The sequence below is a fragment of the Pseudomonas sp. IPO3774 genome (genome assembly GCF_013386835.1).
Lineage (GTDB): Bacteria > Pseudomonadota > Gammaproteobacteria > Pseudomonadales > Pseudomonadaceae > Aquipseudomonas.
This window is the reverse complement of the sequence record NZ_JACAQY010000034.1, coordinates 191208-214341: the sequence shown is the minus strand read 5'-3', so window position 1 is coordinate 214341 and position 23134 is coordinate 191208. Positions and strand designations below refer to the sequence as shown.

Genomic DNA, 23134 nt, shown 5'->3' with positions numbered 1-23134 from the left:
CCAGTGTGCAAGCAGGCTTGTGTGGGAGCTGGCTTGCCTGCTCCCCACACAAACCCTGCTCCCACATTTTGAATCGCATTTAGTCATTCTTATTGGGGAAGCGCCGCAAATCCAGGGTCATCGGCAATTCATCATTGATCACCACACTCGGCACCGGCAATTTCCCGGGGCTGTGTCCCAAGCGGAAAAACCGCGCCATCCGCCGGCTTTCAGCTTCATTGGCATTCACCGGCAGGCTGTCGTAATTGCGCCCGCCCGGGTGGGCGACATGGTACTGGCAACCGCCCAGCGAGCGCTGCATCCATGTGTCCAAAAGATCGAACACCAGTGGCGCATGCACCGGGATGGTCGGCTGCAAACAGTTGGCCGGTTGCCAGGCGCGATAACGCACGCCAGCCACAAACTCGCCGACACGCCCGGTGGGTTGCAGCGGCACCGGGATGCCATTGCAGGTCAGCAGGTAACGCTGGGGCGGCAGGCCACTCAACTTGACCTGCAGGCGCTCCAGGGACGAATCCACGTAACGCACCGTACCGCCCACCGCGCCCTCCTCGCCCAGCACATGCCAGGGCTCCAGGGCCTGGCGCAATTCCAGTTCGATACCGCTGACGGCGTAGTCACCGACCTTGGGAAAACGGAACTCCAGGTGCGCGGCAAACCATTCGGCCCGCAGCGGATAACCGGCAGCGTTCAGCTCGACGATCACGTCGGCAAAATCCTGCTCGATAAAGTGCGGCAGCAGGAAGCGGTCATGCAGCTCTGTGCCCCAGCGCGCCAGCTTCGGCGGCGCATAGGGTTCACGCCAGAACCGCGCGACCAGTGCCCGCAGCAGCAACTGCTGGGTCAGGCTCATGCGGGCGTGGGGCGGCATTTCAAAGGCACGCAATTCCAGCAGGCCCAGGCGGCCGGTGGCACCGTCCGGCGAGTAGAGCTTGTCGATGCAGAACTCGGCGCGGTGGGTATTGCCAGTGACATCGATCAGCAGGTTGCGCAGCAGGCGGTCCACCAACCATGGCGGGCATTCTTCGCCCGCTTCGGGCATCTGCGCGAAGGCGATTTCCAGCTCATACAACGCATCGTTGCGTGCTTCGTCGACCCGTGGCGCCTGGGAAGTCGGGCCGATGAACAGGCCGGAAAACAGGTAGGACAGCGACGGGTGGTTATGCCAATAGCTGATCAGGCTGCGCAGCAGATCGGGACGCCGCAGGAACGGCGAATCCTTGGGCGTAGCGCCACCGAGCACAAAGTGGTTACCGCCGCCGGTGCCGGTGTGGCGCCCGTCGATCATGAATTTTTCTGTGGTGAGGCGGGTTTGCCGGGCTTCTTCGTAGAGAAACTCGGTGCGTTCCACCAACTCGTCCCAGGTGGCGGACGGCTGCACGTTGACCTCGATCACACCCGGATCCGGCGTCACCCGGAAGTTGCTCAGGCGTGGGTCGCTCGGCGGCTCATAACCTTCCAGCAACACCGGGCAATGCAGTTCTTCGGCGGTGGCTTCGATGGCGGCCACCAGTTCCAGGTAATCCTCGACCCGTTCCAGCGGCGGCATGAACAGGTACAAGCGGCCGTCCCGTGCCTCGGCGCACAGGGCGGTGCGGGTCAGCCAGTCGGCAGACTCGTCGATCTTCGGGATACGGTCTTGGCTGGCAGCTGCCTCGCCATGGCTTTGCAGTTGCGAGGTGGTCGGCAGGTCTGCCAGGTCCTGATTCGGATCGGTGGGGTGCACGAACGGATAGTCCGCCGCCGTTACCCACGGTTGCGAGGCCAGTGGCAGGCGATAACCCAACGGTGAATCGCCCGGCACCAGGCGGCAATGGTTGTCCCGCAGGTACCAGCGCCCGCTCTGCCAGCGGTCATTGGCCGCCGTGCGCGCCAGCGGCAGCACCTGGCCGATGACTTTATCCAGGCTCTGGCTGAAGACCTTGCGCAGGCGCTCGCGCTCAAGCTTGTCCTCCAGGCGCGGATCTTCGGCGCTGACGTTTTGCGGCAAGGCGCCTTCGCGCCACAGGTAATAGAAATTGTCTTCGTAGGCCGGGAATACAAACTGCGCGGGCAGTTTCAGGCGCTCGGCAACGCTGGCCAGAAAACGCCCGGCCATCACGCCGTCGGCGCCATAGCTTTCCTGCTCATCGGCGATCAGCGCGCTGTTGTGCCAGATCGGCACGCCGTCGCGGCGCCAGTAGCAGTTGAGGGACCAGCGCGGCAGTTGCTCGCCGGGGTACCACTTGCCCTGGCCGAAATGCACCAGGCCCTTGGGTGCGTAGTGCTTGCGCATGCGCTGGAACAGCTCGGCGGACAGCCGGCGTTTGTCCGGGCCCAGGGCGGCGGTGTTCCATTCGGCGCCGTCGGGGTCGTCGATGGAAACGAAGGTGGGTTCGCCGCCCATGGTCAGGCGTACGTCGTCCTTGTGCAGGTCACCGTCGATCTGCCGGCCCAGGGCCTGGATCGCCAGCCACTGCTCTTCGGTGTAGGGCTTGGTAACCCTGGGGGCTTCCCAAATCCGCTCCACGGACATCTCGTGGGTAAATTCGCACTCGCAGGGTTCCACCAGGCCACTGATGGGCGCCGCGGAAGAAGGATCAGGACTACAGGCCAACGGGATATGACCTTCACCGGCGAACAAACCGGAGGTGGCATCGAGGCCGATCCAGCCGGCGCCGGGCAAATACACTTCGCACCAGGCGTGCAGGTCGGTGAAATCCACCTCGGTGCCGGACGGGCCGTCGAGGGCTTTGACGTCGGCGGTCAACTGGATCAGATAGCCCGACACAAATCGTGCCGCCAAACCGAGATTACGCAGCAGTTGCACCAGCAACCACGCCGAATCCCGGCAGGAACCGGAGGCGTTTTCCAGGGTGAATTCCGGAGTTTGTACCCCCGGCTCCATGCGGATCAGGTAGCCGATATCGGCGGCCAGGCGCTGATTCAGGCCCACCAGGAAATCCACCGCCGGCAACGGCGTGCGGTCGATACCCGCCAGATACGCGGCGAATCGCGGGGTCAGCGGCAATGTTTCCAGGTACGGCGCCAGCTCGCGCTGCTCATCGGCGGCGTAGCTGAACGGGATTTTTTCGGCGTAGGGTTCCAGGAAGAAATCGAACGGATTGAATACCGCCATCTCCGCGACCAGGTCGACTTCGATGCGCAGCTCGTCAGTTTTTTCCGGGAACACCAGACGCGCCAGGTAATTGCCCTGGGGATCTTGCTGCCAATTGATGAAGTGCTGTTCCGGCAGCACCTTCAGCGCGTAGGAAAGAATCCGCGTGCGGCTATGGGCCGCCGGACGCAGACGAACAATCTGTGGGCCGAGTTCGACCGCGCGGTCGTAGCGGTAATGCGTAACGTGGTGCAACGCGACATGAATCGACACGGCGGCCTCCTGCGAGCCAGGGCATGGAAACAAAGCGCGCAAGACTTATGCCAGAGCAGTGGTCATTGCGCTTTATCGTGGGACCCGGTGCAGTACAGCACCAAAACGGCGCGATGGCTGCCGTCGTGGTGCGAGGGTTGCACATATTTGTGGCGGGAGTGTGAGGGTGGGTGGTGAATCTACCCAGTCAACGGGCTTTTTGCCTGGCGATCACGGCTTCACGCAGGTGGCGAACTTCGACCAGTTTCTGGCGCATTTCGCGGTGGCGCTTGCTGTTAAGCACCAGCAGCGCCAGCAACGGCAACAGCACACTCATGCCATAAATAAATGGATGCGGTCGGTACTCGATCGTAGGCAGCACACACACAAGACAAAGCCCCAGCAACGCCACCAGCGGCCACACCCATTGCGGGCGTCCGCGGGCGATCATGAAGTTGCAGTGCACGATGACCAACGTCAGAGCGATTCCGCCGAGAAAGGAGTACTTGGCGTTATCCGCCAGGGGAAGGTCCCGGAAATAGCTGTCAAAAAACAAAGGCACCGCGAAGACCAGGGAAAATACCGCTGCAAATATCGCCCCCATGAAAACCGGAAAGTACCGGGATAGAAAGGCACGAATGCTCGGTGCTTGGTTCATTGCTCAATCTCCTCGTATAGACCTACGGCAATGGTTCGGACATTCCCGGAAAGCGCACTGCCCGTGAAGCCAATCGAGGCGCCCAACGCATCCTGTATTTGCGTGACCGTTGCGTGCTTGACCTGTGTGGGCGTGAAGCGCTTGGGCAGCTCACCTGACAACTGTCGCAACTTGAGCATCTTCGAGCTCAAGCGAGGGTCGTTAATGCTCAGCAACTCCTTGGTCAGTTTGGCGCGCTCTTGTCGATTCAAGCCTTTCAGTACCTCCCGAACACTTTTGCCGGTGGTCGCCTTATTCAGCCGGACCAACTTGAGGGTGGTGAGTGACGATGCACCGACTCCGACCAACGATGCGGCGTCCAACGCGATCATCGTGTATTGATACCATTCCTCGCCGTCGAGCTCGTCGTTGCGCGACGGATTTCTTATTTCGTTGACGGTCCGGTAGCCACCGGCAAAACACTGAACGGTACTGGCTGCCGCAGCGGTGTAGCCGAGGGCTGCGACCACCGTACTGGCACCCGCCGAAAACGGTATCGCGACAGAGCCGCTGAGCACCACTACCCAGCCGATGACTGCACCGGCACACGACAGCGTGGTGTTGATCGCTTCACCCACCAGCCGCGATTCACGGGGATTGTCTTGCACCTGCTGGGCGAACTGCGCCGGCGCTATGTACCGCTGCGCTTCCCGCAGGATCACGCGTTTGGGCGCAATGCTGCAGATGGGTTGGAATTCGCGCAGGGTGACGACGTTGAAGTCGGCATCGATATACACCACACCCGCCCCCACGATGCCGGGGTCGGCGTCGATGGCGGCAAACAGGCGTGGCAGGTTGATCTGGCTTTCGATGCGCTGGCGGGCCATGAACTGGGAGCGGTTGGAGTCCATGCCGATGCCAAGCAGGGGGCTGCTCATGGGGGTGTTCTTCCTTGAAATGGGTGGTGTCTGAACTGGCGCTTTCGCGAGCAAGCCCGCTCCCACATTCGACCGCATTCTCATGCTGAAACCCGGTCACATGTGGGAGCTGGCTTGCCTGCGATGGCGCTCGAATGGGCGCCACCTTAACAAACAGGCTACCCACCCGCTAGAAAGCAAAACGCCAGCACGAGGCTGGCGTTTTTGCGTTTCAGGCTGCGATCAACGCGGCACGACCGGCTTGCGGGCTGGCTTCTTGCCTTTGCCCTTGGCGGCGTCGGTGCGTTCCTTGGCGGCCTGCTTGTTACGCGCCATGGCCGCGGCCTTGGCTTGCTCGCGCTTGTCCCACGGGTTGCTGCCATCACTGCCACGCGGCGGCAGGCCGGTGTGCTGGGTGAGGATCCTGGTGGTGGTTTCCTTCGCAACCTTGTGGCTGCCAGCCGGCGTCGAGTTTTTGCGACGGGCGCTCTGGTAGCTGTCGGTGGACGGTTGGTGCAACGGGATCAGTTGCTCCTTGCCCGGCCCGATCAGGTCTGCACGGCCCATGCGAGTCAATGCTTCACGCAGCATCGGCCAGCCCTTCGGGTCGTGGTAGCGCAGGAAGGCCTTGTGCAGGCGGCGCTGTTCTTCGCTCTTGACGATGGTCACCGCGTCGCTCTTGTAGGTGACCTTGCGCAGCGGGTTCTTGCCCGAGTGGTACATCGCCGTGGCGGTGGCCATTGGCGACGGGTAGAACGCCTGCACCTGGTCGGCGCGGAAGCCGTTGCCCTTGAGCCACAGGGCCAGGTTCATCATGTCTTCATCGGTGGTGCCCGGGTGGGCGGCGATGAAGTAAGGAATCAGGTACTGCTCCTTGCCCGCTTCCTTGGTGTACTTCTCGAACATGCGCTTAAACTTGTCATAGCTGCCGATGCCCGGTTTCATCATCTGGTTGAGCGGACCTTCCTCGGTGTGTTCCGGGGCGATCTTCAGGTAACCACCGACGTGGTGGGTAACCAGCTCCTTCACGTACTCCGGCGACTCGACCGCGAGGTCGTAGCGCAGGCCGGAAGCGATCAGGATCTTCTTCACACCCGGCAACGCACGGGCGCTGCGGTACAGCTGGATCAACGACGAGTGGTCGGTGTTCAGGTTCGGGCAGATGCCCGGGAACACGCAGGATGGCTTGCGGCACGCGGATTCGATTTCCGGGCTCTTGCAGGCAATGCGGTACATGTTCGCGGTCGGGCCGCCGAGGTCGGAAATGACGCCGGTGAAGCCTGGCACCTTGTCGCGGATCTCTTCGATTTCGCGAATGATCGACTCTTCGGAACGGTTCTGGATGATCCGGCCTTCGTGCTCGGTGATCGAGCAGAAGGTGCAGCCGCCGAAGCAGCCACGCATGATGTTCACCGAGAAGCGGATCATGTCGTAGGCCGGGATCTTTTCCTTGCCGTACGCCGGGTGTGGAACACGGGCGTAAGGCATGCCGAACACGTAGTCCATTTCTTCGGTAGTCATGGGAATGGGCGGCGGGTTGAACCACACATCCACTTCGCCGTGCTTCTGTACCAGCGCGCGGGCGTTGCCCGGGTTGGTTTCCAGGTGGAGCACGCGGTTGGCGTGGGCATACAGCACCGAGTCGCCACGGACTTTTTCCACGGACGGCAGACGGATCACGGTCTTGTCACGGGTCATGCGTGGGCTGGCCAGGATCTGTACCACCTTGGCCTCTTCCGGGTCTTCCACCGGGCCCTTTTCCTGCTCGATGGCGCAGGCCTGGGTGTCCTGGGTATTCACGTACGGGTTGATGATCTTGTCGATCTTGCCCGGACGGTCGATACGGGTGGAGTCCACCTCGTACCAGCCTTCAGGCGTGTCACGGCGAATGAACGCAGTGCCGCGCACGTCGGTGATGTCTTCGATCTTGTGGCCCCACGACAGGCGCTGGGCGACTTCGACGATGGCCCGCTCGGCGTTGCCGTACAGCAGGATATCGGCACAGGCGTCGATCAGGATCGAGTTGCGTACACGGTCCTGCCAGTAGTCGTAGTGGGCGATGCGGCGCAGGGAGGCTTCGATGCCGCCGAGCACGATCGGCACGTGCTTGTAGGCTTCCTTGCAGCGCTGGCTGTAGACCAGGCTCGCGCGGTCCGGACGTTTGCCGGCCATGCCGCCTGGGGTGTAGGCGTCATCGGAGCGGATTTTCTTGTCGGCGGTGTAGCGGTTGATCATCGAGTCCATGTTGCCGGCCGCGACGCCGAAGAACAGGTTCGGCTCGCCGAGCTTCATGAAGTCGTCTTTGGACTGCCAGTTGGGCTGGGCAATGATCCCGACGCGAAAGCCCTGGGACTCCAGCAGCCGGCCGATGATTGCCATGCCGAACGACGGATGGTCCACGTACGCGTCACCGGTGACGATGATGATGTCGCATGAATCCCAGCCAAGCTGATCCATCTCCTCCCTGCTCATCGGCAGGAATGGCGCAGGACCGAAACATTCGGCCCAGTACTTGGGATAGTCAAATAACGGCTTGGCTGTTTGCATGACGGTGACCGGTGTTGAGATGAAAAATCGCGGGCGCGGAATATAGCACAAAATTTGACCAATTCCGACCTTTGCAGTCGGAATTGGCGGGCAGCGCTTTTACTCGTCTTCGAAGTTATAGCTGCCCGGCGCCAGGTTCTCGAAGCGGGTGTATTTACCGATGAAGGCCAGGCGCGTGGTGCCGATTGGCCCGTTACGCTGTTTACCGATAATGATTTCAGCGATGCCTTTATGCTCGGTTTCCGGGTGATACACCTCGTCCCGGTATACGAACATGATCACGTCAGCATCCTGCTCGATCGCTCCGGATTCCCGCAAGTCGGAGTTGATCGGGCGTTTGTTCGGACGCTGCTCAAGAGATCGGTTGAGCTGCGACAGGGCAACCACCGGGCAGTTGAATTCCTTGGCCAGGGCTTTCAACGAGCGGGAAATCTCGGAAATCTCGTTGGTCCGGCTGTCGCCGCTGGAACCCGGGATCTGCATCAACTGCAGGTAGTCGATCATGATCAGGGCAATATCGCCGTGCTCACGCACCAGGCGTCGGGTACGCGCGCGCATTTCCGACGGACTGATGCCCGCGGTGTCATCGATAAACAGCTTGCGATCGTTGAGCAGGTTGACCGCCGAGGTCAGCCGCGGCCAATCGTCGTCTTCCAGGCGGCCGGCACGCACCTTGGTCTGGTCGATGCGGCCCAGGGACGACAACATACGCATGATCAGCGATTCGCCTGGCATCTCCAGGGAATAAACCAGTACGGCCTTGTCGCTGCGCAACACGGCGTTTTCCACCAGGTTCATGGCGAAGGTGGTTTTACCCATGGACGGACGGCCGGCGACGATGATCAAGTCGGCTGGCTGCAGGCCGCTGGTCATGCCGTCGAGGTCGGTGTAGCCGGTGGACAGGCCGGTGATGGCGTTGTCGGTGTTGAACAAGGTGTCGATACGGTCGATGGCCTTGGTCAGCAAGTCGTTGACGCTGACCGGGCCGCCGGTTTTAGGCCGGGCCTCGGCGATCTGGAAGATCTGCCGTTCGGCTTCGTCGAGAATCTCTTCGGCGGTGCGGCCTTCCGGGTTGAACGCGCTGTCGGCGATCTCGGTGGCGATGCCGATCAACTGGCGCAACGTGGCCCGCGCACGGACGATCTGCGCATAGGCCTTGATGTTGGCAACCGATGGCGTGTTTTTCGCCAGCTCGCCCAGGTAACCCAGGCCGCCCACTTGGGACGTTTGGCCTTCCTTGTCCAATTGCTCGGCCAGGGTCACCACGTCGATCGGTGAGTTCTGGTCGGCCAGCTTGGCAATGGCGCGGAAGATCAGGCGGTGGTCATGACGGTAGAAATCGCCGTCCGAGACTTGATCCAGCACGCGTTCCCAGGCGTTGTTGTCCAGCATCAAGCCACCGAGCACGGCCTGTTCGGCCTCGATGGAATGCGGCGGCACCTTCAGGGCAGCGGTTTGCAGGTCATATTGCTCAGGAGCGGAGATATCGTTCATGGCCACTTGGAATAGTTGGAGAATCAGGAGCTACAGAAAAACAAAAGGCACGACCTGTGAACAGGATCGTGCCCGATGTTAACTGCCTGGCACGCGAGGTGCCAGTCAGTTAGGTGTTGCTTAAGCTGCTACCACAACAACGCGTACGGTTGCTTCGACTTCAGCGTGCAGGTGCACGGCTACATCGAATTCGCCAACGTTGCGGATGGTGCCGTTCGGCAGACGAACTTCGCTCTTCTGCACTTCAACGCCGGAGGCGGTCAGTGCATCAGCGATGTCGTGGGTGCCGATCGAACCGAACAGCTTGCCTTCGTCACCGGCGGTGGCAGTGATAGTCACTTCCAGCTCAGCCAGTTGGGCAGCGCGAGTTTCGGCCGAAGCTTTTTTGTCTGCTGCTGCTTTTTCCAGCTCGGCACGACGCTCTTCAAACGCAGCCAGGTTGGCAGCGGTTGCAGCGGTGGCTTTGCCGTATGGCAGCAGGTAGTTACGACCGTAGCCGGCCTTAACGTTCACTTTGTCGCCCAGGTTGCCCAGGTTGGCGACTTTTTCCAGAAGGATCAGTTGCATGTGAAAATCCTCTAACTTTTAACCTTCACCGTTCGCGTTATCGGCGTCTTTCGGCGCCAGACGACCGCGAAAATCAATCAGGCCGTCGACAATGGCCAAGACCACGAGTAACGGATAGATCAGCTGCATGAACAGCAACAGCGTCACGTACAACCCCACCAGCCAGAATCTGCCCAGTCGCTTTTGCGCCACCAGCCCATGAATCAGGGACAGGCCGGCGAATACCAGCGGTACGCTGCACAACGGCACCAACAGCGCCAGGCCAAAAGTCGGCCCGACCACCATGAACGCCAGCAGCAACATCGCCGGTCCAGCGGGGATTCTGATACTGCGAAACTCGCGACCAAAACCACCCGGGTTATACAACAACGCCTGCCAGTAACGCCCAAGAATCAGGCTCAGCAAGCTGACAATCTGCAACAGTGCCGCTATCAGGCCGGTAAGCATCGGTGCAACCACTGACGCAAAGCGCGCTCGCTCCTCTACCGATAACTGCTGGTAGAGATCCCCGAGGGCCAGCGGCAGGATCTTTATGATCTCCTGCGCCAGCGCCTCGATTTGCGGGCGGAAAGCCGCGCCAAGCGCCAGTGAATACACCAACCCCAATGCCACGCTGACCAGCAGCGTACGGACCCAGGACTCACTTGCGCGCAAAACCAACGCAAGGGTCGATGAACCGAGCAGTACCAGAAGTACCCGTGGATCATCGAATTTCAACCACCAGACCAAGGCCGGCAGTATTCCCAGGGCAAGAACGCCAAGGGCGTCCTTCAAACCGCGCCGCAGAAGCACAAGGCAACCCGCGGCAGCACCCAACCAATACAACAACGGCAATGCTGCACATCCAGCCACTACCAGAGTGGCCTGCACACGACCGCGCATGATGAACTCAGCTAAGGCGCGCATGCATTCAATCCCTTACTACTTGTCGACTGCCCGGTCTCAGCGGCCGTGGCTGTCGGTGTAGGCCAGCAGGGCCAGGAAGCGGGCGCGCTTGATAGCGGTGGCCAGCTGACGCTGATAACGAGCTTTGGTACCGGTGATGCGGCTTGGAACAATTTTGCCGGTCTCGGATACGTAGGCTTTCAGAGTGTTGAGATCTTTGTAATCGATCTCCTTCACGTCTTCAGCGGTGAAGCGGCAGAATTTACGACGACGGAAGAAACGTGCCATTTGATAGGCTCCTTAAAAGGTCCGTGGATTACTCGTCAGCGTTATCGCTGTTGTCGCTGTCATCACTATCAGCGCTTTCAGCGCCTTCGTGCTCAGGACGGTCGCGACGCTCACGGCGCTCACTGCGGTTTTCTTCAGCCTTGAGCATCTCGGATTGGCCGGTAACGGCTTCTTCGCGACGGATGACCAGGTTACGGATCACTGCATCGTTGTAGCGGAAGTTGTCTTCCAGCTCGGCCAGGGCCTTGCCAGTGCACTCAACGTTCAGCATCACGTAGTGAGCCTTGTGAACATTGTTGATTGCGTAGGCCAGTTGACGACGGCCCCAATCTTCCAGACGGTGGATTTTGCCGCCGTCTTCTTCGATCAGCTTGGTGTAACGCTCTACCATGCCGCCGACTTGCTCGCTTTGATCCGGGTGGACCAAAAAGATGATTTCGTAATGACGCATGAATGCTCCTTACGGGTTGTAGCCTGCCGCTCAAAAACGGTCAGACAAGGAGTGAATGACACTTATGGATCTTGCCGAAGGGAGGCACATGCGTGCCTGCCATGAAGGCAAGGGGCGCAATTGTAGAGAAGGGGGAGAAAGGGTGCAAGGTGATTGGTGATTATTTGAACAGCCCCCATACACCACAAAAACAAATGTGGGAGGGGGCTTGCTCCCGAATACGGTGTGCCAGTCACCAAATGCACTGACTGATACACCGTATTCGGGAGCAAGCCCCCTCCCACATTTTGACCTGCGCCAGACTTGGTTATTTCTTGGCTTTAGCCTTGGCGCCGCGCTGGCGCTGGGCTTCGAACAGGCAGACGCCCGTTGCGACTGAAACGTTGAGGCTGCTGACGCTACCGGCCATCGGCAGGTGCACCAGGTAATCGCAATGCTCGCGGGTCAGGCGGCGCATGCCCTTGCCTTCGGCACCCATGATCAGGATGGTCGGGCCGGTGAGGTCCTGGTCATAAATGCTGACCTCAGCCTCCCCCGCCGTACCCACGACCCACAGGCCGCGCTGCTGGAGTTTCTCGAGGGTGCGCGCCAGGTTGGTCACGGCCACCAACGGAATCACTTCCGCCGCACCGCAGGCGACTTTACGCACGACAGGCGTCAAGGTTGCCGACTTGTCTTTAGGCACGATCACCGCCAACGCACCGGCAGCATCCGCCGAACGCAGGCAGGCGCCGAGGTTGTGCGGATCGGTCACGCCGTCGAGCACCAGCAACAGCGGTGCGCCTTCGGTGCGGTCGAGCAGCTCGTCGAGCATCGCTTCGCCCCAGACCTGGCTTGGACTGACGTCGGCTACCACGCCCTGGTGAACGCCTTCGACCCAGACGTCCATCTCACGACGCTCGGCCTGGCCGATGGCAACTTTGTTCTGATTGGCCAGTTCGACCAGCGCTTGAACACGCGGCTCACTGCGGCCCTCTGCCAACCACACCTGCTTGACGCGTTTCGGGTGGTGACGCAGCAATGCTTCTACGGCGTGCACGCCGTAGATTTTTTCCAGACTCATGACTTGGCCTTAGGTTTGCGCGACCCGCCGCTTTTCGCGGGGGCCGAACCCGCTTTTGGCGGGCCTTTACGGTGTTTACTCGGCTTGCTCGACGGCTTTTCCGCCTCGCGGGACTTTCCCCCAGACGCCGCTTTACCACCGCTTTTGGCTTCGTTGAGCAACTGCTGCTTCAACTCGCGGCTCTTGCGCAGCTCGGCGTTTTTCGCCGCGGCATCGCTAGGGCGGTAGGCTTCGGGGGCCTTGTCCTTGGCAGACGAACGACGCGCAGGCTTGGCTGGCGCAGGCTCGGCGACCGCTGTTTTCGCAGGAGCGCCTTTGCCTTTGCTGGCCGGCGCTGCAGTTTCGCTGCCACGTTTTTTACGGCCAGTCGGTTCAGCCGGCTTGTCGGGCATGCCGAAATCGATCTTGCGCTCGTCGAGATCGACGCGCATGACCTGCACTTCCACGGTATCGCCCAGACGGAAGCTGCGACCGGTGCGCTCGCCCGCCAGGCGGTGATGCACAGGGTCGAAGTGGTAGTAGTCACCCGGCAAGGCGGTGACATGCACCAGGCCCTCGACGTAGATGTCGGTCAGCTCGACGAACAAACCAAAACCGGTCACGGCAGTGATCACACCCGGGAACGACTCGCCCACGCGGTCTTTCATGAACTCGCACTTGAGCCAGTTCACTACGTCGCGGGTGGCTTCGTCGGCACGGCGCTCGCTCATGGAGCACTGCTCGCCCAACTGTTCCAGGGCCGCTTCGTCGTACGGATAGATCCGTGCCTTCGGAATGGTCATGGCACCAGCGCGCTTGACGTGCGGGGTGTTCTGCTTGGAATGGATCACGCTGCGGATCGCCCGGTGCGTGAGCAAGTCCGGGTAACGGCGAATCGGCGAGGTGAAGTGAGTGTACGCCTCGTAATTCAGGCCGAAGTGGCCCTGGTTATCAGCGCTGTACACCGCCTGGCTCAGGGAGCGCAGCATGACGGTCTGGATCACGTGGTAATCCGGACGGTCCTTGATGCTCGCGAGCAGAGCCTGGTAGTCCTTCGGCGTCGGGCCGTCCTTGCCTTTGTGCAGGGACAGGCCGAGCTCACCGAGGAACGCGCGCAGCTTCTCCAGACGCTCCGGCGGCGGGCCGTCGTGCACCCGGTACAACGCAGGAATCTCGTGCTTTTTGAGGAATTCTGCGGTGGCCACGTTGGCCGCCAGCATGCATTCCTCGATCAGCTTGTGAGCATCGTTGCGCGTGGTCGGGGTGATTGCGGCGATCTTGCGCTCGGAACCGAAGACAATCCGGGTTTCCTGAGTTTCAAAGTCGATCGCGCCACGCACGTGACGAGCGCCCAACAGCACTTTGTACAGCGCATAGAGCTGCTTGAGGTGCGGCACGACATGCCCGTACTCACCGCGCAAGGCTTTGGCTTCGCTGGTTTTCGGCTGTTCCAGGATGGTGCTGACCTTGTTGTAGGTCAGGCGCGCCTGGGAGTGGATCACCGCTTCGTAGAACTGGTAGTCGGTCATTTCGCCGGTTTTCGAGATGGTCATCTCGCACACCATGGCCAAACGGTCGACTTTCGGGTTCAGGGAGCACAGGCCGTTGGACAGCTGCTCAGGCAGCATAGGGATGACGCGCTCGGGGAAGTACACCGAGTTGCCGCGCACCTGGGCTTCGTTGTCCAGGGCCGAACCGATCTTCACGTAGCTGGACACGTCGGCAATCGCGACGAACAACTTCCAGCCGCCGGAGAACAGGCGCAGTTTGCCAGGCTTGGCTTCGCAGTAGACCGCATCGTCGAAGTCGCGGGCATCTTCGCCGTCAATGGTGACGAACGGCAGATGACGCAGGTCGATGCGCTTCTCTTTGTCTTTTTCTTCGACTTCCGGCTTGAGCTTGGCAGCTTCTTTGAGCACAGCCTCAGGCCAGACGTGAGGGATATCGTAGGTGCGCAGCGCAACATCGATTTCCATGCCCGGCGCCATGTAGTTGCCGACCACTTCAACGATATCGCCCTGTGGCTGGAAGCGCGCAGTGGGCCAGTGGGTGATTTTCACCTCGACGAACTGGCCCACTTTGGCGGCGCCATTGCGCCCCGGAGTGATCAGCACTTCCTGCTGGACCTTGGGGTTATCCGGCACCACGAAGCCGATGCCGCCTTCTTCGAAGTAACGGCCGACGATGGACTCGTGGGCACGGGACACCACTTCGACGATCACGCCTTCACGGCGACCGCGACGGTCGAGGCCGGAAACGCGGGCCAGGGCACGGTCGCCATCGAACACCAGGCGCATTTGCGCAGGGCTCATGAACAGGTCGTCGCTGCCATCGTCCGGGATCAGGAAGCCGAAACCGTCACGGTGGCCGGCGATGCGGCCGAGGATCAGGTCGAGCTTGTCCACCGGCGCGTAGGTGCCGCGGCGGGTGTAGATCAACTGGGCATCGCGCTCCATGGCGCGCAGGCGGCGACGCAGGGCTTCGAGTTGGTCTTCGGTGGTCAGACCGAATTCTTCAACCAGCTGCTCGCGGCTAGCAGGCGAACCCCGATCGGCGAGGTGCGCCAGGATCAGTTCGCGGCTAGGAATAGGGTTTTCATATTTTTCCGCTTCACGAGCGGCCTCGGGATCGAGGGACTGCCAATCGGCCATTAGAGAGTTTTCACCTTGTCTATATGCGGGTTAGTTTGGCATACGCGTATTGAAACGGGAAATTTCAGGTGTCAACAAGCCCGTAAAAGCACTTTGTAGCCCTTGGAATGCACCTTGCGCGACCGTCGGCGAAATATTCCAGACTTTTTTCATGGCAGGGCTTTACAGCTCAAAACAGCCTCCGTATAGTGCGCGCCATCGACGACGGCAACGTTGTTGATGCTGCCCAGGTGGTGAAATTGGTAGACACGCCAGCTTCAGGTGCTGGTGATCGCAAGGTCGTGGAAGTTCGAGTCTTCTCCTGGGCACCAATTTCAAACTCAAGGTTATGCCTTGAGTCTCCAAAAACCCGCGAAAGCGGGTTTTTGCGTTTCAGGTCTTTGATTTTTAACAAGAATCTTGATTTATATTTTTGAATCAGGGGTTTACAGATCAAAAAGCCCTCCGTATAGTTCGCTCCATCAACAGCGCAAGCGTTGATAATGCCCAGGTGGTGAAATTGGTAGACACGCCAGCTTCAGGTGCTGGTGATCGCAAGGTCGTGGAAGTTCGAGTCTTCTCCTGGGCACCAAATTCAGATCAAACCCGCGAAAGCGGGTTTTTTCGTTTCCGGGGTTTGAAAACCTGACCGGTGATTTCCCCCCTCGTCCGCACTTGAGAAGTTTTATCGTTTATCCTTGTAAGGATTTGTTGCACTCAAGTGAGGAAAACCCCGGATGATGATCCGCGATACCCGTCTCAAGACATCCCTTCTGCGTGGCCTGACCATCACTCTGCTCGGCCTGACCCTGCTCTCGCCCGCTGCCTATTCTGCCGACAAGGTTGCACTGACCTTGTACAACGGCCAACACAAGGAGGTCGGCGATGAACTTGCCAAGGCCTTCGAAGCCAAGACCGGCATCCACGTCAATGTGCGCAAGGGCAGCAGCAACCAGCTGGCCAGCCAGGTCGTCGAAGAAGGTGACCGCTCCCCTGCCGACGTGATCTACACCGAAGAATCGCCGCCGCTGAATAAACTCGGCGAGCAAGGCCTGCTGGCAACCATCGACGCCAGCACCCTCGACGTCCTGCCGAAGGAATACGTGGCCGCCAACGGCGCCTGGATGGGCGTGACCGCACGCACCCGCGTCGTGGCCTTCAACCCGAAACTGATCGCCGAGAAAGACCTGCCCAAGTCGGTACTGGATTTCGCCGGGCCCGAGTGGCAAGGCAAGGTCGGTTTCGTGCCCACCAGCGGCGCGTTCCAGGAACAAGCCGTAGCGATCATCAAGCTGCACGGTCGCGAAGCGGCTGAAGAGTGGCTGACCGGCCTGCGCGCTTTCGGCAAGGTCTACAGCAACAACATGGTTGCGCTCAAGGCCGTGGAAAATGGCGAAGTCGCCACTGTCTTGGTGAACAACTACTATTGGTTCGCCCTGAAGAAAGAAAAAACCAACCTGGATTCGCAGCTGCACTACTTCACCAACGGCGATGCCGGTGGCCTGATCACCGTGTCTGCCGCGGCTGCACTGAAATCCAGCAAGCATCCAAAGGAAGCCCAGCAACTGCTGGCATTCATGGCCAGCGAAGAAGGCCAGCGGGTGATCACCAACACTTCCGCCGAATACCCGTTGCGCAAGGGCATGGAATCCAACCGTGGCCTCAAGCCTTTCAGCGAGCTGCAACCGCCGAAAGTCACCCCTGCCGACCTGGGCAACGCCGAAGAAGCCCTGGAACTGGAACGTGACGTTGGCTTGAACTGATGAACCCATCGCTCCCCGCCCCCGCCTTGCGCGGGGGTTTTACGCCGAGACGCAAACGCCCTTCGATCTGGTTGCTGCTACCAGTCCTGCTGCTGGTAGGCCTGAGCCTGTTGCCGCTGGCGTATGTCGGCCTCAAGGCCTGGCAGGCAGGATGGGCCGAGGCGGTGCATTTGCTGTGGCGGCCCTATGTATTCGGGTTGCTGCGCAACACCCTGGCGCTGATGGTCGGCGTCACCGTGGCCTGCGGCGTGATCGGCTTGTCCCTGGCCTGGCTGCTGGAACGCAGCAACCTGCCGGGACGGCGGATCTGGGGAGTGATCCTGTGCCTGCCGTTCGCGGTGCCGGCGTTTGTCAGCAGCTTTACCTGGGTTTCGTTAAGCGCCAACTTTGAAGGGTTGGGCGGAGCGATCCTGGTGATGACCCTGTCCAAATACCCGCTGGTGTTTCTGCCGGTGGCGGCAACCCTGCGCAATCTTGATCCATCCCTGGAAGAATCGGCCCGCACCCTCGGACTGAATCGCTGGGGCGTATTCTTTCGCATCACCTTGCCGCTGCTGTGGCCGTCGCTGCTGGCCGGGGCACTGTTGATTGCCCTGCATATGCTGGTGGAGTTCGGCGCGCTGTCGATCATCGGCTTGCAGACGTTTACCACCGCGATCTACCAGCAATTCGAGCTGGAGTTCAGCAACGCCAATGCGGCGATGCTCTCGGCGGTGCTGCTGGTGATGTGCCTGACGCTGCTCTGGCTGGAGCTGCGGGTGCGCGGCAAGGGCCGACACGTGCGTACCGGCCAGGGCGCGGCGCGGCATGCCGAACAGGTTCGACTCGGCAAATGGGCGGCGCTGGGGCAGCTGTATTGCCTGCTCCTGGCGATCATCGGCAGCGGCATTCCACTGGGCATGCTCGGTTATTGGCTGGCAGTGGGCAGTTCGGCGGCATTTCCGATAGCCGAGATCAGCGAGGCGCTGCTTTCTTCGTTGGCGCTATCCCTGGGCGGCGCCGCGCTTTGCCTGTTGTTTGCCGTGCCGGTGGGCTTGCTGGTGGTGCGCTACAAGGGCCAGCTCGCACTGTGGGCCGAGCGCCTGCCGTACCTGCTGCACGCCCTGCCCGGCCTGGTGATTGCGCTGACACTGGTGTATTTCGCCCTGCATTACGTGCCGGCGCTGTATCAAACGTCGGCATTGCTGCTGATCGCTTATGCGCTGCTGTTTTTGCCCCTGGCCCAGGCGCCGATCCGCACGGCGCTGAACAAGGCAGCACCCCAGCTGGAAGAGGCGGCGAGAACGCTGGGCGCGTCGTCGTTCAGTGCGTTTTGCCGGGTGACGCTGCCGATTATTTTCCCGGCATTGGGGGCGGCGTTTGCGCTGGTATTCCTGGATGTAATGAAGGAATTGACGGCGACGTTGCTGCTTAGTCCGACCGGGCTGAATACCTTGGCAACTGCCGTGTGGGCGCACACCTCGAATGTGGAATTCGCGGCAGCGGCGCCGTATGCGGCGCTGTTGATTCTAGTGTCGGGGCTGCCGGTGTATCTGCTTACGACGCGGATGTATCTGAGCCGCTGAAATAGCTTTCGCGAGCAAGCCCGCTCCCACATTTGCTCGCATTCCAGAAGTGGAACTCGATCGAATGTGGGAGCGGGCTTGCTCGCGAAAGGGCCGAAACCGGCGATATCAAGCCCGGAACTGCCCCAGGCTCGCCTTCAACTGCGCCGCCAACCCATCCAGCACTTTGCCACTGGCTGTAGTCTCTACCACCGCCTGAGCGGCCCGCTCTGCCTGGGCATGGATGATTTCCACCCGCCCACGCACCGCATGCGCACCCTGCGCCTGATGCTCAGCCGCCCGCGTCGCCAGGCCAATCGCTGCATGCACCTGCTCCACCGAGGCCTGCACCGACTGCTGCAGGCGCACGCTGTCGCGCAACACCAGCAAACCTTCGCTGGCCTGGCGCCCGGCCTTGCCGATGGTTTCCACGGCCTCACGGGCGCCTTGCTGCAAGGCCACGATGTGGGCCTGGATGTCGCCGGTAGAACTCTGGGTTTTACTGGCCAGGGCGCGAACCTCGTCCGCCACCACCGCAAAGCCGCGCCCGGTCTCACCGGCTCGCGCCGCCTCAATAGCCGCGTTGAGCGCCAGCAGGTTGGTTTGCTCGGCAATCCCGTGGATCACCGTCAACACCACCTCGATCTGCTCGCTCTGCTGCGCCAGCCGCTCGATCACCTTGGAACCGGCCTGCACCTGCCCCGCCAACGCCTCGATCAAGCTGCCAACTTCGGCTGAAGTGCGGGAATTTTCATCAGTCGCCTGGCGAATATCCACCACCTGCTGCAAGGCCGCCTGCATCGCATGGCTTTCCGCCTGGGCCTCATCCGCCATTTGCGACAGCGCCCGCAGGCTTTCGGCAACCTCATCACGCTGCAAGCCGGCGGCCGCATCGGCACCCGCATTGCGCAGGGTCATCGCGCCGATTTCCACACCGGTACGCTGGGCCACATCACCGGCTTCACGCACGATCGGCTGCAATTTATCCACAAAGCGATTGACCGCCGAGGCCATGTCGCCGATTTCGTCCCGGCTGTTGATCTGCACACGCTTGGTCAGGTCGCCCTCGCCTGCCGCCAGATCGTCCATCGCTGCAATCAGCAGCTTCAGGCGATTGACCACCCGACGGCCGAGCACTACAGCAATCAACAGCAATACACCAAAACCTACCACCGCCAGGCCCATGCCGATGCGCCAGCGCAACGTGCCCGCCGCCTCTTGCACGGCGCTGGTGGTATTGGCGGTCATCTGGGTGGCGGTGGCTTGCGCCGACTGCAAACGCGCGCCCATGGCCGCCGCGCTGTCAGCCGCGGCACCCTTGAGGCTGTCGCCCACCAACTGGTCACCGCTGGCAATCAGTGCAGCAAAACGCTTGTCCAGCGCGGCCAGGTCAGCCTCGACCGAGGCAGTCGAAACCCCCATGCGGACCTTGCCGATCTCTACGCCATTGGGGCTGATGGACGCTTCGACGTAGAACACCGAGGGATCATTCTTCGCCGCATCCAGCACTTTATCCAGGGCACGTTCGCCCTTGCCCTTTTCCAGCAGCGCCTGGTTGATCGGGTTTTCACGATTGAGGTAACGGGTCAGGTGCTCACCAGCCGCGTCGTCATACACCACAAACAACACGTTGGGATTGCGCTGGGCTCTGCGGGCAAACTCAGACAGCGTCGGCACGTCGCTGTCCCACATGGCGCGCGGCGCCACCGAAGCGAGCAGTTGCGCCATGTCATTGGCAGAGTCCTGCAGGTCTTTTTCCAGGGTCGCACGCAGTTGCTTCTGCTCTTCCTGCAGGCGCATGGAAAGCCCCGCCGTCAGACGCTGGCGCGTGCTGGAAGACAGACTGTCCAGGCTGGATGTCACTTCCTTGCCGGCTTGCGCCAACTCGCCGGACAGTTTCTGGCTGTCGACGCCCAGGCGATTGCCCAAATCAGCTTCCAATGCAGTGACGGTGCTTCGCGTCAGGGCGACGGCCACCAGTACTTGCACCAAAAGAGCGATACCTAGGGTAACGAACACCGGCCGCAACAGCCGGCTTTGTAACAATGAGAGAACGGCAGACACTGGGAATCCCTCCACCACGGGTGCCATTAATTTGATAGCACCGCGAAAGAAAGAACCATAGCAAGGGTCGTGCCGTTTACCAGGCGGAAACGACAAAGGGCTCCCGAAGGAGCCCTTTGCTTTTTACATCAACAGCTTATTAAGCGAACGGGTGACGCAGAACGATGGTCTCGTTGCGGTCCGGGCCCGTCGAAATAATGTCGATCGGCGCACCGATCAGCTCTTCGACGCGCTTGATGTAAGCGCGGGCGTTGGCTGGCAGTTCTTCCAGGGTCTTGGCGCCCACGGTCGATTCGGTCCAGCCTGGCACTTCTTCGTACACAGGCTGCAGGCCTACGTAGCTGTCCGCGTCAGTCGGGGCAACGTCCTTGCCTTCCGCATCCTTGTAGCCGATGCAGATGTTGATGGTTTCCAGGCCGTCGAGTACGTCCAGCTTGGTCAGGCAGATGCCCGAGATGCTGTTCACATCGATAGCGCGACGCAGGATAACGGCGTCGAACCAGCCACAACGACGGGCACGGCCGGTCGTTGCGCCGAATTCGTGACCCTGTTTGGCCAGGTGCGCGCCGACGTCGTCGAACAGTTCAGTCGGGAATGGTCCCGAACCTACACGCGTGGTGTATGCCTTGGTGATGCCGAGGATGTAGTCCAGGAACATCGGGCCAACGCCCGAACCCGTCGCAACGCCGCCAGCGGTGGTGTTGGAACTGGTGACGTAAGGGTAGGTGCCGTGGTCGATGTCCAGCAACGAGCCCTGGGCGCCTTCGAACATGATGTCTTTGCCGGCGCGACGCAGGTCGTGCAGCTCAGCAGTCACGTCCAGCATCAGCGGCTTGAGCAGCTCGGCGTATTCCTTGCACTCGGCCAGGGTCTTTTCAAACTCGATGGCCGGCTCTTTGTAGTAACCCACCAGCATGAAGTTGTGGTAATCCACCAGTTCACGCAGCTTGTCTTCAAAGCGCGGCATGTTGAGCAGGTCGCCCACACGCAGGCCACGACGTGCAACCTTGTCTTCGTAGGCCGGGCCGATGCCGCGACCGGTCGTGCCGATCTTCAGCTCGCCACGGGCCTTTTCACGGGCCTGGTCCAGCGCAACGTGGAAGGACAGGATCAGCGGGCAGGAAGGGCTGATACGCAGGCGCTCGCGCACTGGCACGCCTTTCTCTTCCAGCTTGGTGATCTCGCGCAGCAGGGCGTCAGGTGCAACCACCACGCCGTTGCCGATCAGGCACTGCACGCCTTCGCGCAGTACACCCGACGGGATAAGGTGCAAGACGGTTTTTTCGCCATCGATGACCAGGGTGTGGCCAGCGTTGTGGCCACCTTGGTAGCGCACTACGGCGGCAGCATGTTCGGTCAGCAGATCAACGATCTTGCCTTTGCCCTCATCACCCCATTGGGTGCCCAGGACTACGACATTCTTACCCATAACACTTGTCCTCATTCGCGCAAACTTGGTGCCGGCAGTGGCCGGCAGGAAAACTCAAGAAGCCAGTGGCGATACTTGCCAAAGCCCGTTCTGCTGAATCAATTGCCGGTCGCAGTCCGCTTCACGGGCGGCGGCCAATGGCTGCCCAGGCAAGGCCTGGACCACACGCTGACCCTCACTGCGCAACTGGCAAACCTGCTGCCAGAGTGCTGCGTCCGTACTGTCGGGCATCCAGATACCGCCAGACGGCAGTTCGACCTCAGCACGCCCCAGGGTCACCAGGGTTTTCAAATCGGTGGAAAAACCGGTCGCCGGACGAGCGCGACCGAAGTCGGCGCCGATATCGTCGTAACGACCGCCCTGGGCGATGGCCTGGCCAACACCCGGGACAAACACCGCGAACACCACACCGGTGTGGTAGTGGTAGCCGCGCAACTCACCCAAATCAAAATACAGCGGCAACTGCGGGAAGCGCGCAGACAACTGCTCGGCAATCGCCAGCACATCGTCCAGGGCCGCCAATACATCAGCCGGCGCATTCGCCAGGCGATCACGGGCGGCGGTCAGTACTTCACGGCCGCCACACAGATCCACCAGCGCACGCAGCATGCCGGCCAGGTCGGCAGGCACGCCCGCCGTCAGGGCAATCACTTCATCGATGGCCTTGCGCTGCAAGGCATCGAACAACTGTTGTTCCACTTCACCCGACAAGCCGGCCGCACGGGCCAGGCCGCGGTAGATACCGACATGCCCAAGGTCCATGTGCACATCCGGCACATCGGCCAGCTGCAACATGGCCAGCATCAGGCTGATGACTTCCACGTCGCTGCTCGGGCTGGCATCACCGTACAACTCGGCGCCCAACTGGATCGGGCTGCGGGACGACGACAACGCACGCGGTTGCGCATGCAGCACGCTGCCGGCGTAGCACAGGCGGCTTGGCCCTTCGCGACGCAGGGTGTGCGCATCAATGCGCGCTACTTGCGGCGTGATGTCGGCACGAAAGCCCATTTGCCGGCCCGATTGCGGGTCGATGACCTTGAAGGTGCGCAGATCCAGGTCCTGGCCCGCGCCGGTCAGCAGGGATTCCAGGTACTCGATATGCGGAGTCACGACAAACTCGTAACCCCAGCTCTGGAACAGATCCAACACCTGGCGGCGCGCGATTTCAATGCGCGCAGCTTCTGGTGGCAGTACTTCTTCGATGCCATCTGGCAGCAGCCAGCGGTCTACCGTTGCCATTACGCCATTCCCCTATGATCCGGGCGGCCAGCCCTCGGGCGAGCCTTGAGTGAAGCAGAAAATACCCGGCCCCTGCATAAACCACGCGCAAGAGCGACGTGACGAACGACCAACAATCGGCCTCGTCGGGCACTTTCCTCGAAAAACCTGTGGCGCCTGCGGAGCAAAACCACAATCAAACATGCAGACGCAAAAAAGCCGGGAATTTCCCGGCTGCCGCATCATACACCCGTTTTCTGAAAGGATCACCCCGCCCGGCATTTTAGCCGCCCGACGGAGCGATTC

16 protein-coding genes and 2 tRNA genes are annotated in these 23134 nt (G+C 61.0%); 4 read left to right on the top strand and 14 right to left on the bottom strand.

The genetic code is table 11. The annotated features are described in order from the left end of the window. Positions 1 to 79: 79 nt before the first annotated feature. The 11 genes from HYE77_RS19090 to rnr form a co-directional block, all read right to left on the bottom strand. Positions 80 to 3370, bottom strand: a complete 3291-nt coding sequence (locus tag HYE77_RS19090; protein ID WP_177069130.1) for a transglutaminase family protein — start codon at positions 3368 to 3370, stop codon at positions 80 to 82. Positions 3371 to 3557: 187 nt separating this feature from the next. After that, positions 3558 to 4007, bottom strand: coding sequence for a hypothetical protein (locus tag HYE77_RS19085; protein ID WP_177069129.1), 450 nt, complete (start codon positions 4005 to 4007; stop codon positions 3558 to 3560). Continuing rightward, positions 4004 to 4924 (bottom strand): NAD synthetase, encoded by a 921-nt coding sequence (locus HYE77_RS19080; protein ID WP_177022497.1) that lies wholly within the window; start codon positions 4922 to 4924, stop codon positions 4004 to 4006. The genes HYE77_RS19085 and HYE77_RS19080 overlap by 4 nt, the downstream gene beginning before the upstream one ends. Before the next feature lie 222 nt (positions 4925 to 5146). Further along, positions 5147 to 7450, bottom strand: coding sequence for a YgiQ family radical SAM protein (locus HYE77_RS19075; protein ID WP_008439091.1), 2304 nt, complete (start codon positions 7448 to 7450; stop codon positions 5147 to 5149). A 99-nt stretch (positions 7451 to 7549) separates the two neighbouring features. Next, positions 7550 to 8944 (bottom strand): replicative DNA helicase, encoded by a 1395-nt coding sequence (gene dnaB / locus HYE77_RS19070; RefSeq protein ID WP_003217484.1) that lies wholly within the window; start codon positions 8942 to 8944, stop codon positions 7550 to 7552. 120 nt (positions 8945 to 9064) lie between these two features. Beyond that, on the bottom strand, positions 9065 to 9511 hold the full coding sequence (gene rplI, locus HYE77_RS19065; protein WP_003171376.1) for a 50S ribosomal protein L9: 447 nt from the start codon (positions 9509 to 9511) through the stop codon (positions 9065 to 9067). 18 nt (positions 9512 to 9529) lie between these two features. Continuing rightward, positions 9530 to 10417, bottom strand: a complete 888-nt coding sequence (locus HYE77_RS19060) for a hypothetical protein (protein ID WP_003217488.1) — start codon at positions 10415 to 10417, stop codon at positions 9530 to 9532. Positions 10418 to 10453: 36 nt separating this feature from the next. Beyond that, complete coding sequence (gene rpsR, locus HYE77_RS19055) at positions 10454 to 10684, bottom strand: 30S ribosomal protein S18 (RefSeq protein WP_002551829.1); 231 nt, start codon at positions 10682 to 10684, stop codon at positions 10454 to 10456. Between the two features lie 28 nt (positions 10685 to 10712). After that, positions 10713 to 11135, bottom strand: a complete 423-nt coding sequence (gene rpsF / locus HYE77_RS19050; protein WP_003217491.1) for a 30S ribosomal protein S6 — start codon at positions 11133 to 11135, stop codon at positions 10713 to 10715. Between the two features lie 307 nt (positions 11136 to 11442). Further along, positions 11443 to 12198, bottom strand: a complete 756-nt coding sequence (rlmB, locus tag HYE77_RS19045; RefSeq protein ID WP_003217493.1) for a 23S rRNA (guanosine(2251)-2'-O)-methyltransferase RlmB — start codon at positions 12196 to 12198, stop codon at positions 11443 to 11445. After that, the gene (gene rnr / locus HYE77_RS19040) at positions 12195 to 14828 is read right to left on the bottom strand and encodes a ribonuclease R (protein ID WP_177069128.1); all 2634 of its coding nucleotides are present in this window, start codon (positions 14826 to 14828) and stop codon (positions 12195 to 12197) included. Before rnr ends, rlmB begins: the two co-directional genes overlap by 4 nt. A gap of 224 nt (positions 14829 to 15052) precedes the next feature. On the opposite strand from rnr, the gene HYE77_RS19035 reads away from it, so the two are divergent. The 4 genes from HYE77_RS19035 to HYE77_RS19020 all read left to right on the top strand — a co-directional run bounded on the left by HYE77_RS19035 (position 15053) and on the right by HYE77_RS19020 (position 18135). After that, a tRNA-Leu gene (locus HYE77_RS19035) sits at positions 15053 to 15139 on the top strand. A gap of 173 nt (positions 15140 to 15312) precedes the next feature. After that, positions 15313 to 15399, top strand: a tRNA-Leu gene (locus tag HYE77_RS19030). A gap of 145 nt (positions 15400 to 15544) precedes the next feature. Further along, positions 15545 to 16570 carry an extracellular solute-binding protein gene (locus HYE77_RS19025; protein ID WP_008439094.1) on the top strand — a complete coding sequence of 342 codons (1026 nt, stop codon included), beginning with the start codon at positions 15545 to 15547 and terminating at the stop codon, positions 16568 to 16570. Next, positions 16570 to 18135, top strand: a complete 1566-nt coding sequence (locus HYE77_RS19020) for an iron ABC transporter permease (protein WP_177069127.1) — start codon at positions 16570 to 16572, stop codon at positions 18133 to 18135. The genes HYE77_RS19025 and HYE77_RS19020 overlap by 1 nt, the downstream gene beginning before the upstream one ends. A gap of 108 nt (positions 18136 to 18243) precedes the next feature. Here HYE77_RS19020 and HYE77_RS19015 read toward each other — a convergent pair whose 3' ends face one another. From HYE77_RS19015 to HYE77_RS19005, 3 genes are all read right to left on the bottom strand, one after another. Continuing rightward, positions 18244 to 20178 (bottom strand): methyl-accepting chemotaxis protein, encoded by a 1935-nt coding sequence (locus HYE77_RS19015; protein ID WP_177069126.1) that lies wholly within the window; start codon positions 20176 to 20178, stop codon positions 18244 to 18246. Between the two features lie 139 nt (positions 20179 to 20317). Beyond that, positions 20318 to 21607 (bottom strand): adenylosuccinate synthase, encoded by a 1290-nt coding sequence (locus HYE77_RS19010; RefSeq protein ID WP_003217505.1) that lies wholly within the window; start codon positions 21605 to 21607, stop codon positions 20318 to 20320. Positions 21608 to 21661: 54 nt separating this feature from the next. Continuing rightward, a complete protein-coding gene (locus tag HYE77_RS19005) occupies positions 21662 to 22849 on the bottom strand; it encodes an ATP phosphoribosyltransferase regulatory subunit (RefSeq protein WP_003217507.1) in 1188 nt (395 codons plus the stop codon). Positions 22850 to 23134 lie beyond the last annotated feature (285 nt).

Bases quoted from the DNA above. Each gene is read 5' to 3' on its own strand.
- HYE77_RS19060 (WP_003217488.1), bottom strand. From the start codon at position 10,417: ATGCGCGCCTTAGCTGAGTTCATCATGCGCGGTCGTGTGCAGGCCACT.
- HYE77_RS19085 (WP_177069129.1), bottom strand. From the start codon at position 4,007: ATGAACCAAGCACCGAGCATTCGTGCCTTTCTATCCCGGTACTTTCCG.
- HYE77_RS19010 (WP_003217505.1), bottom strand. From the start codon at position 21,607: ATGGGTAAGAATGTCGTAGTCCTGGGCACCCAATGGGGTGATGAGGGC.
- rplI (WP_003171376.1), bottom strand. From the start codon at position 9,511: ATGCAACTGATCCTTCTGGAAAAAGTCGCCAACCTGGGCAACCTGGGC.
- rlmB (WP_003217493.1), bottom strand. From the start codon at position 12,198: ATGAGTCTGGAAAAAATCTACGGCGTGCACGCCGTAGAAGCATTGCTG.
- HYE77_RS19025 (WP_008439094.1), top strand. From the start codon at position 15,545: ATGATGATCCGCGATACCCGTCTCAAGACATCCCTTCTGCGTGGCCTG.
- rpsR (WP_002551829.1), bottom strand. From the start codon at position 10,684: ATGGCACGTTTCTTCCGTCGTCGTAAATTCTGCCGCTTCACCGCTGAA.
- HYE77_RS19020 (WP_177069127.1), top strand. From the start codon at position 16,570: ATGAACCCATCGCTCCCCGCCCCCGCCTTGCGCGGGGGTTTTACGCCG.
- dnaB (WP_003217484.1), bottom strand. From the start codon at position 8,944: ATGAACGATATCTCCGCTCCTGAGCAATATGACCTGCAAACCGCTGCC.
- rnr (WP_177069128.1), bottom strand. From the start codon at position 14,828: ATGGCCGATTGGCAGTCCCTCGATCCCGAGGCCGCTCGTGAAGCGGAA.
- HYE77_RS19005 (WP_003217507.1), bottom strand. From the start codon at position 22,849: ATGGCAACGGTAGACCGCTGGCTGCTGCCAGATGGCATCGAAGAAGTA.
- HYE77_RS19080 (WP_177022497.1), bottom strand. From the start codon at position 4,924: ATGAGCAGCCCCCTGCTTGGCATCGGCATGGACTCCAACCGCTCCCAG.
- rpsF (WP_003217491.1), bottom strand. From the start codon at position 11,135: ATGCGTCATTACGAAATCATCTTTTTGGTCCACCCGGATCAAAGCGAG.
- HYE77_RS19075 (WP_008439091.1), bottom strand. From the start codon at position 7,450: ATGCAAACAGCCAAGCCGTTATTTGACTATCCCAAGTACTGGGCCGAA.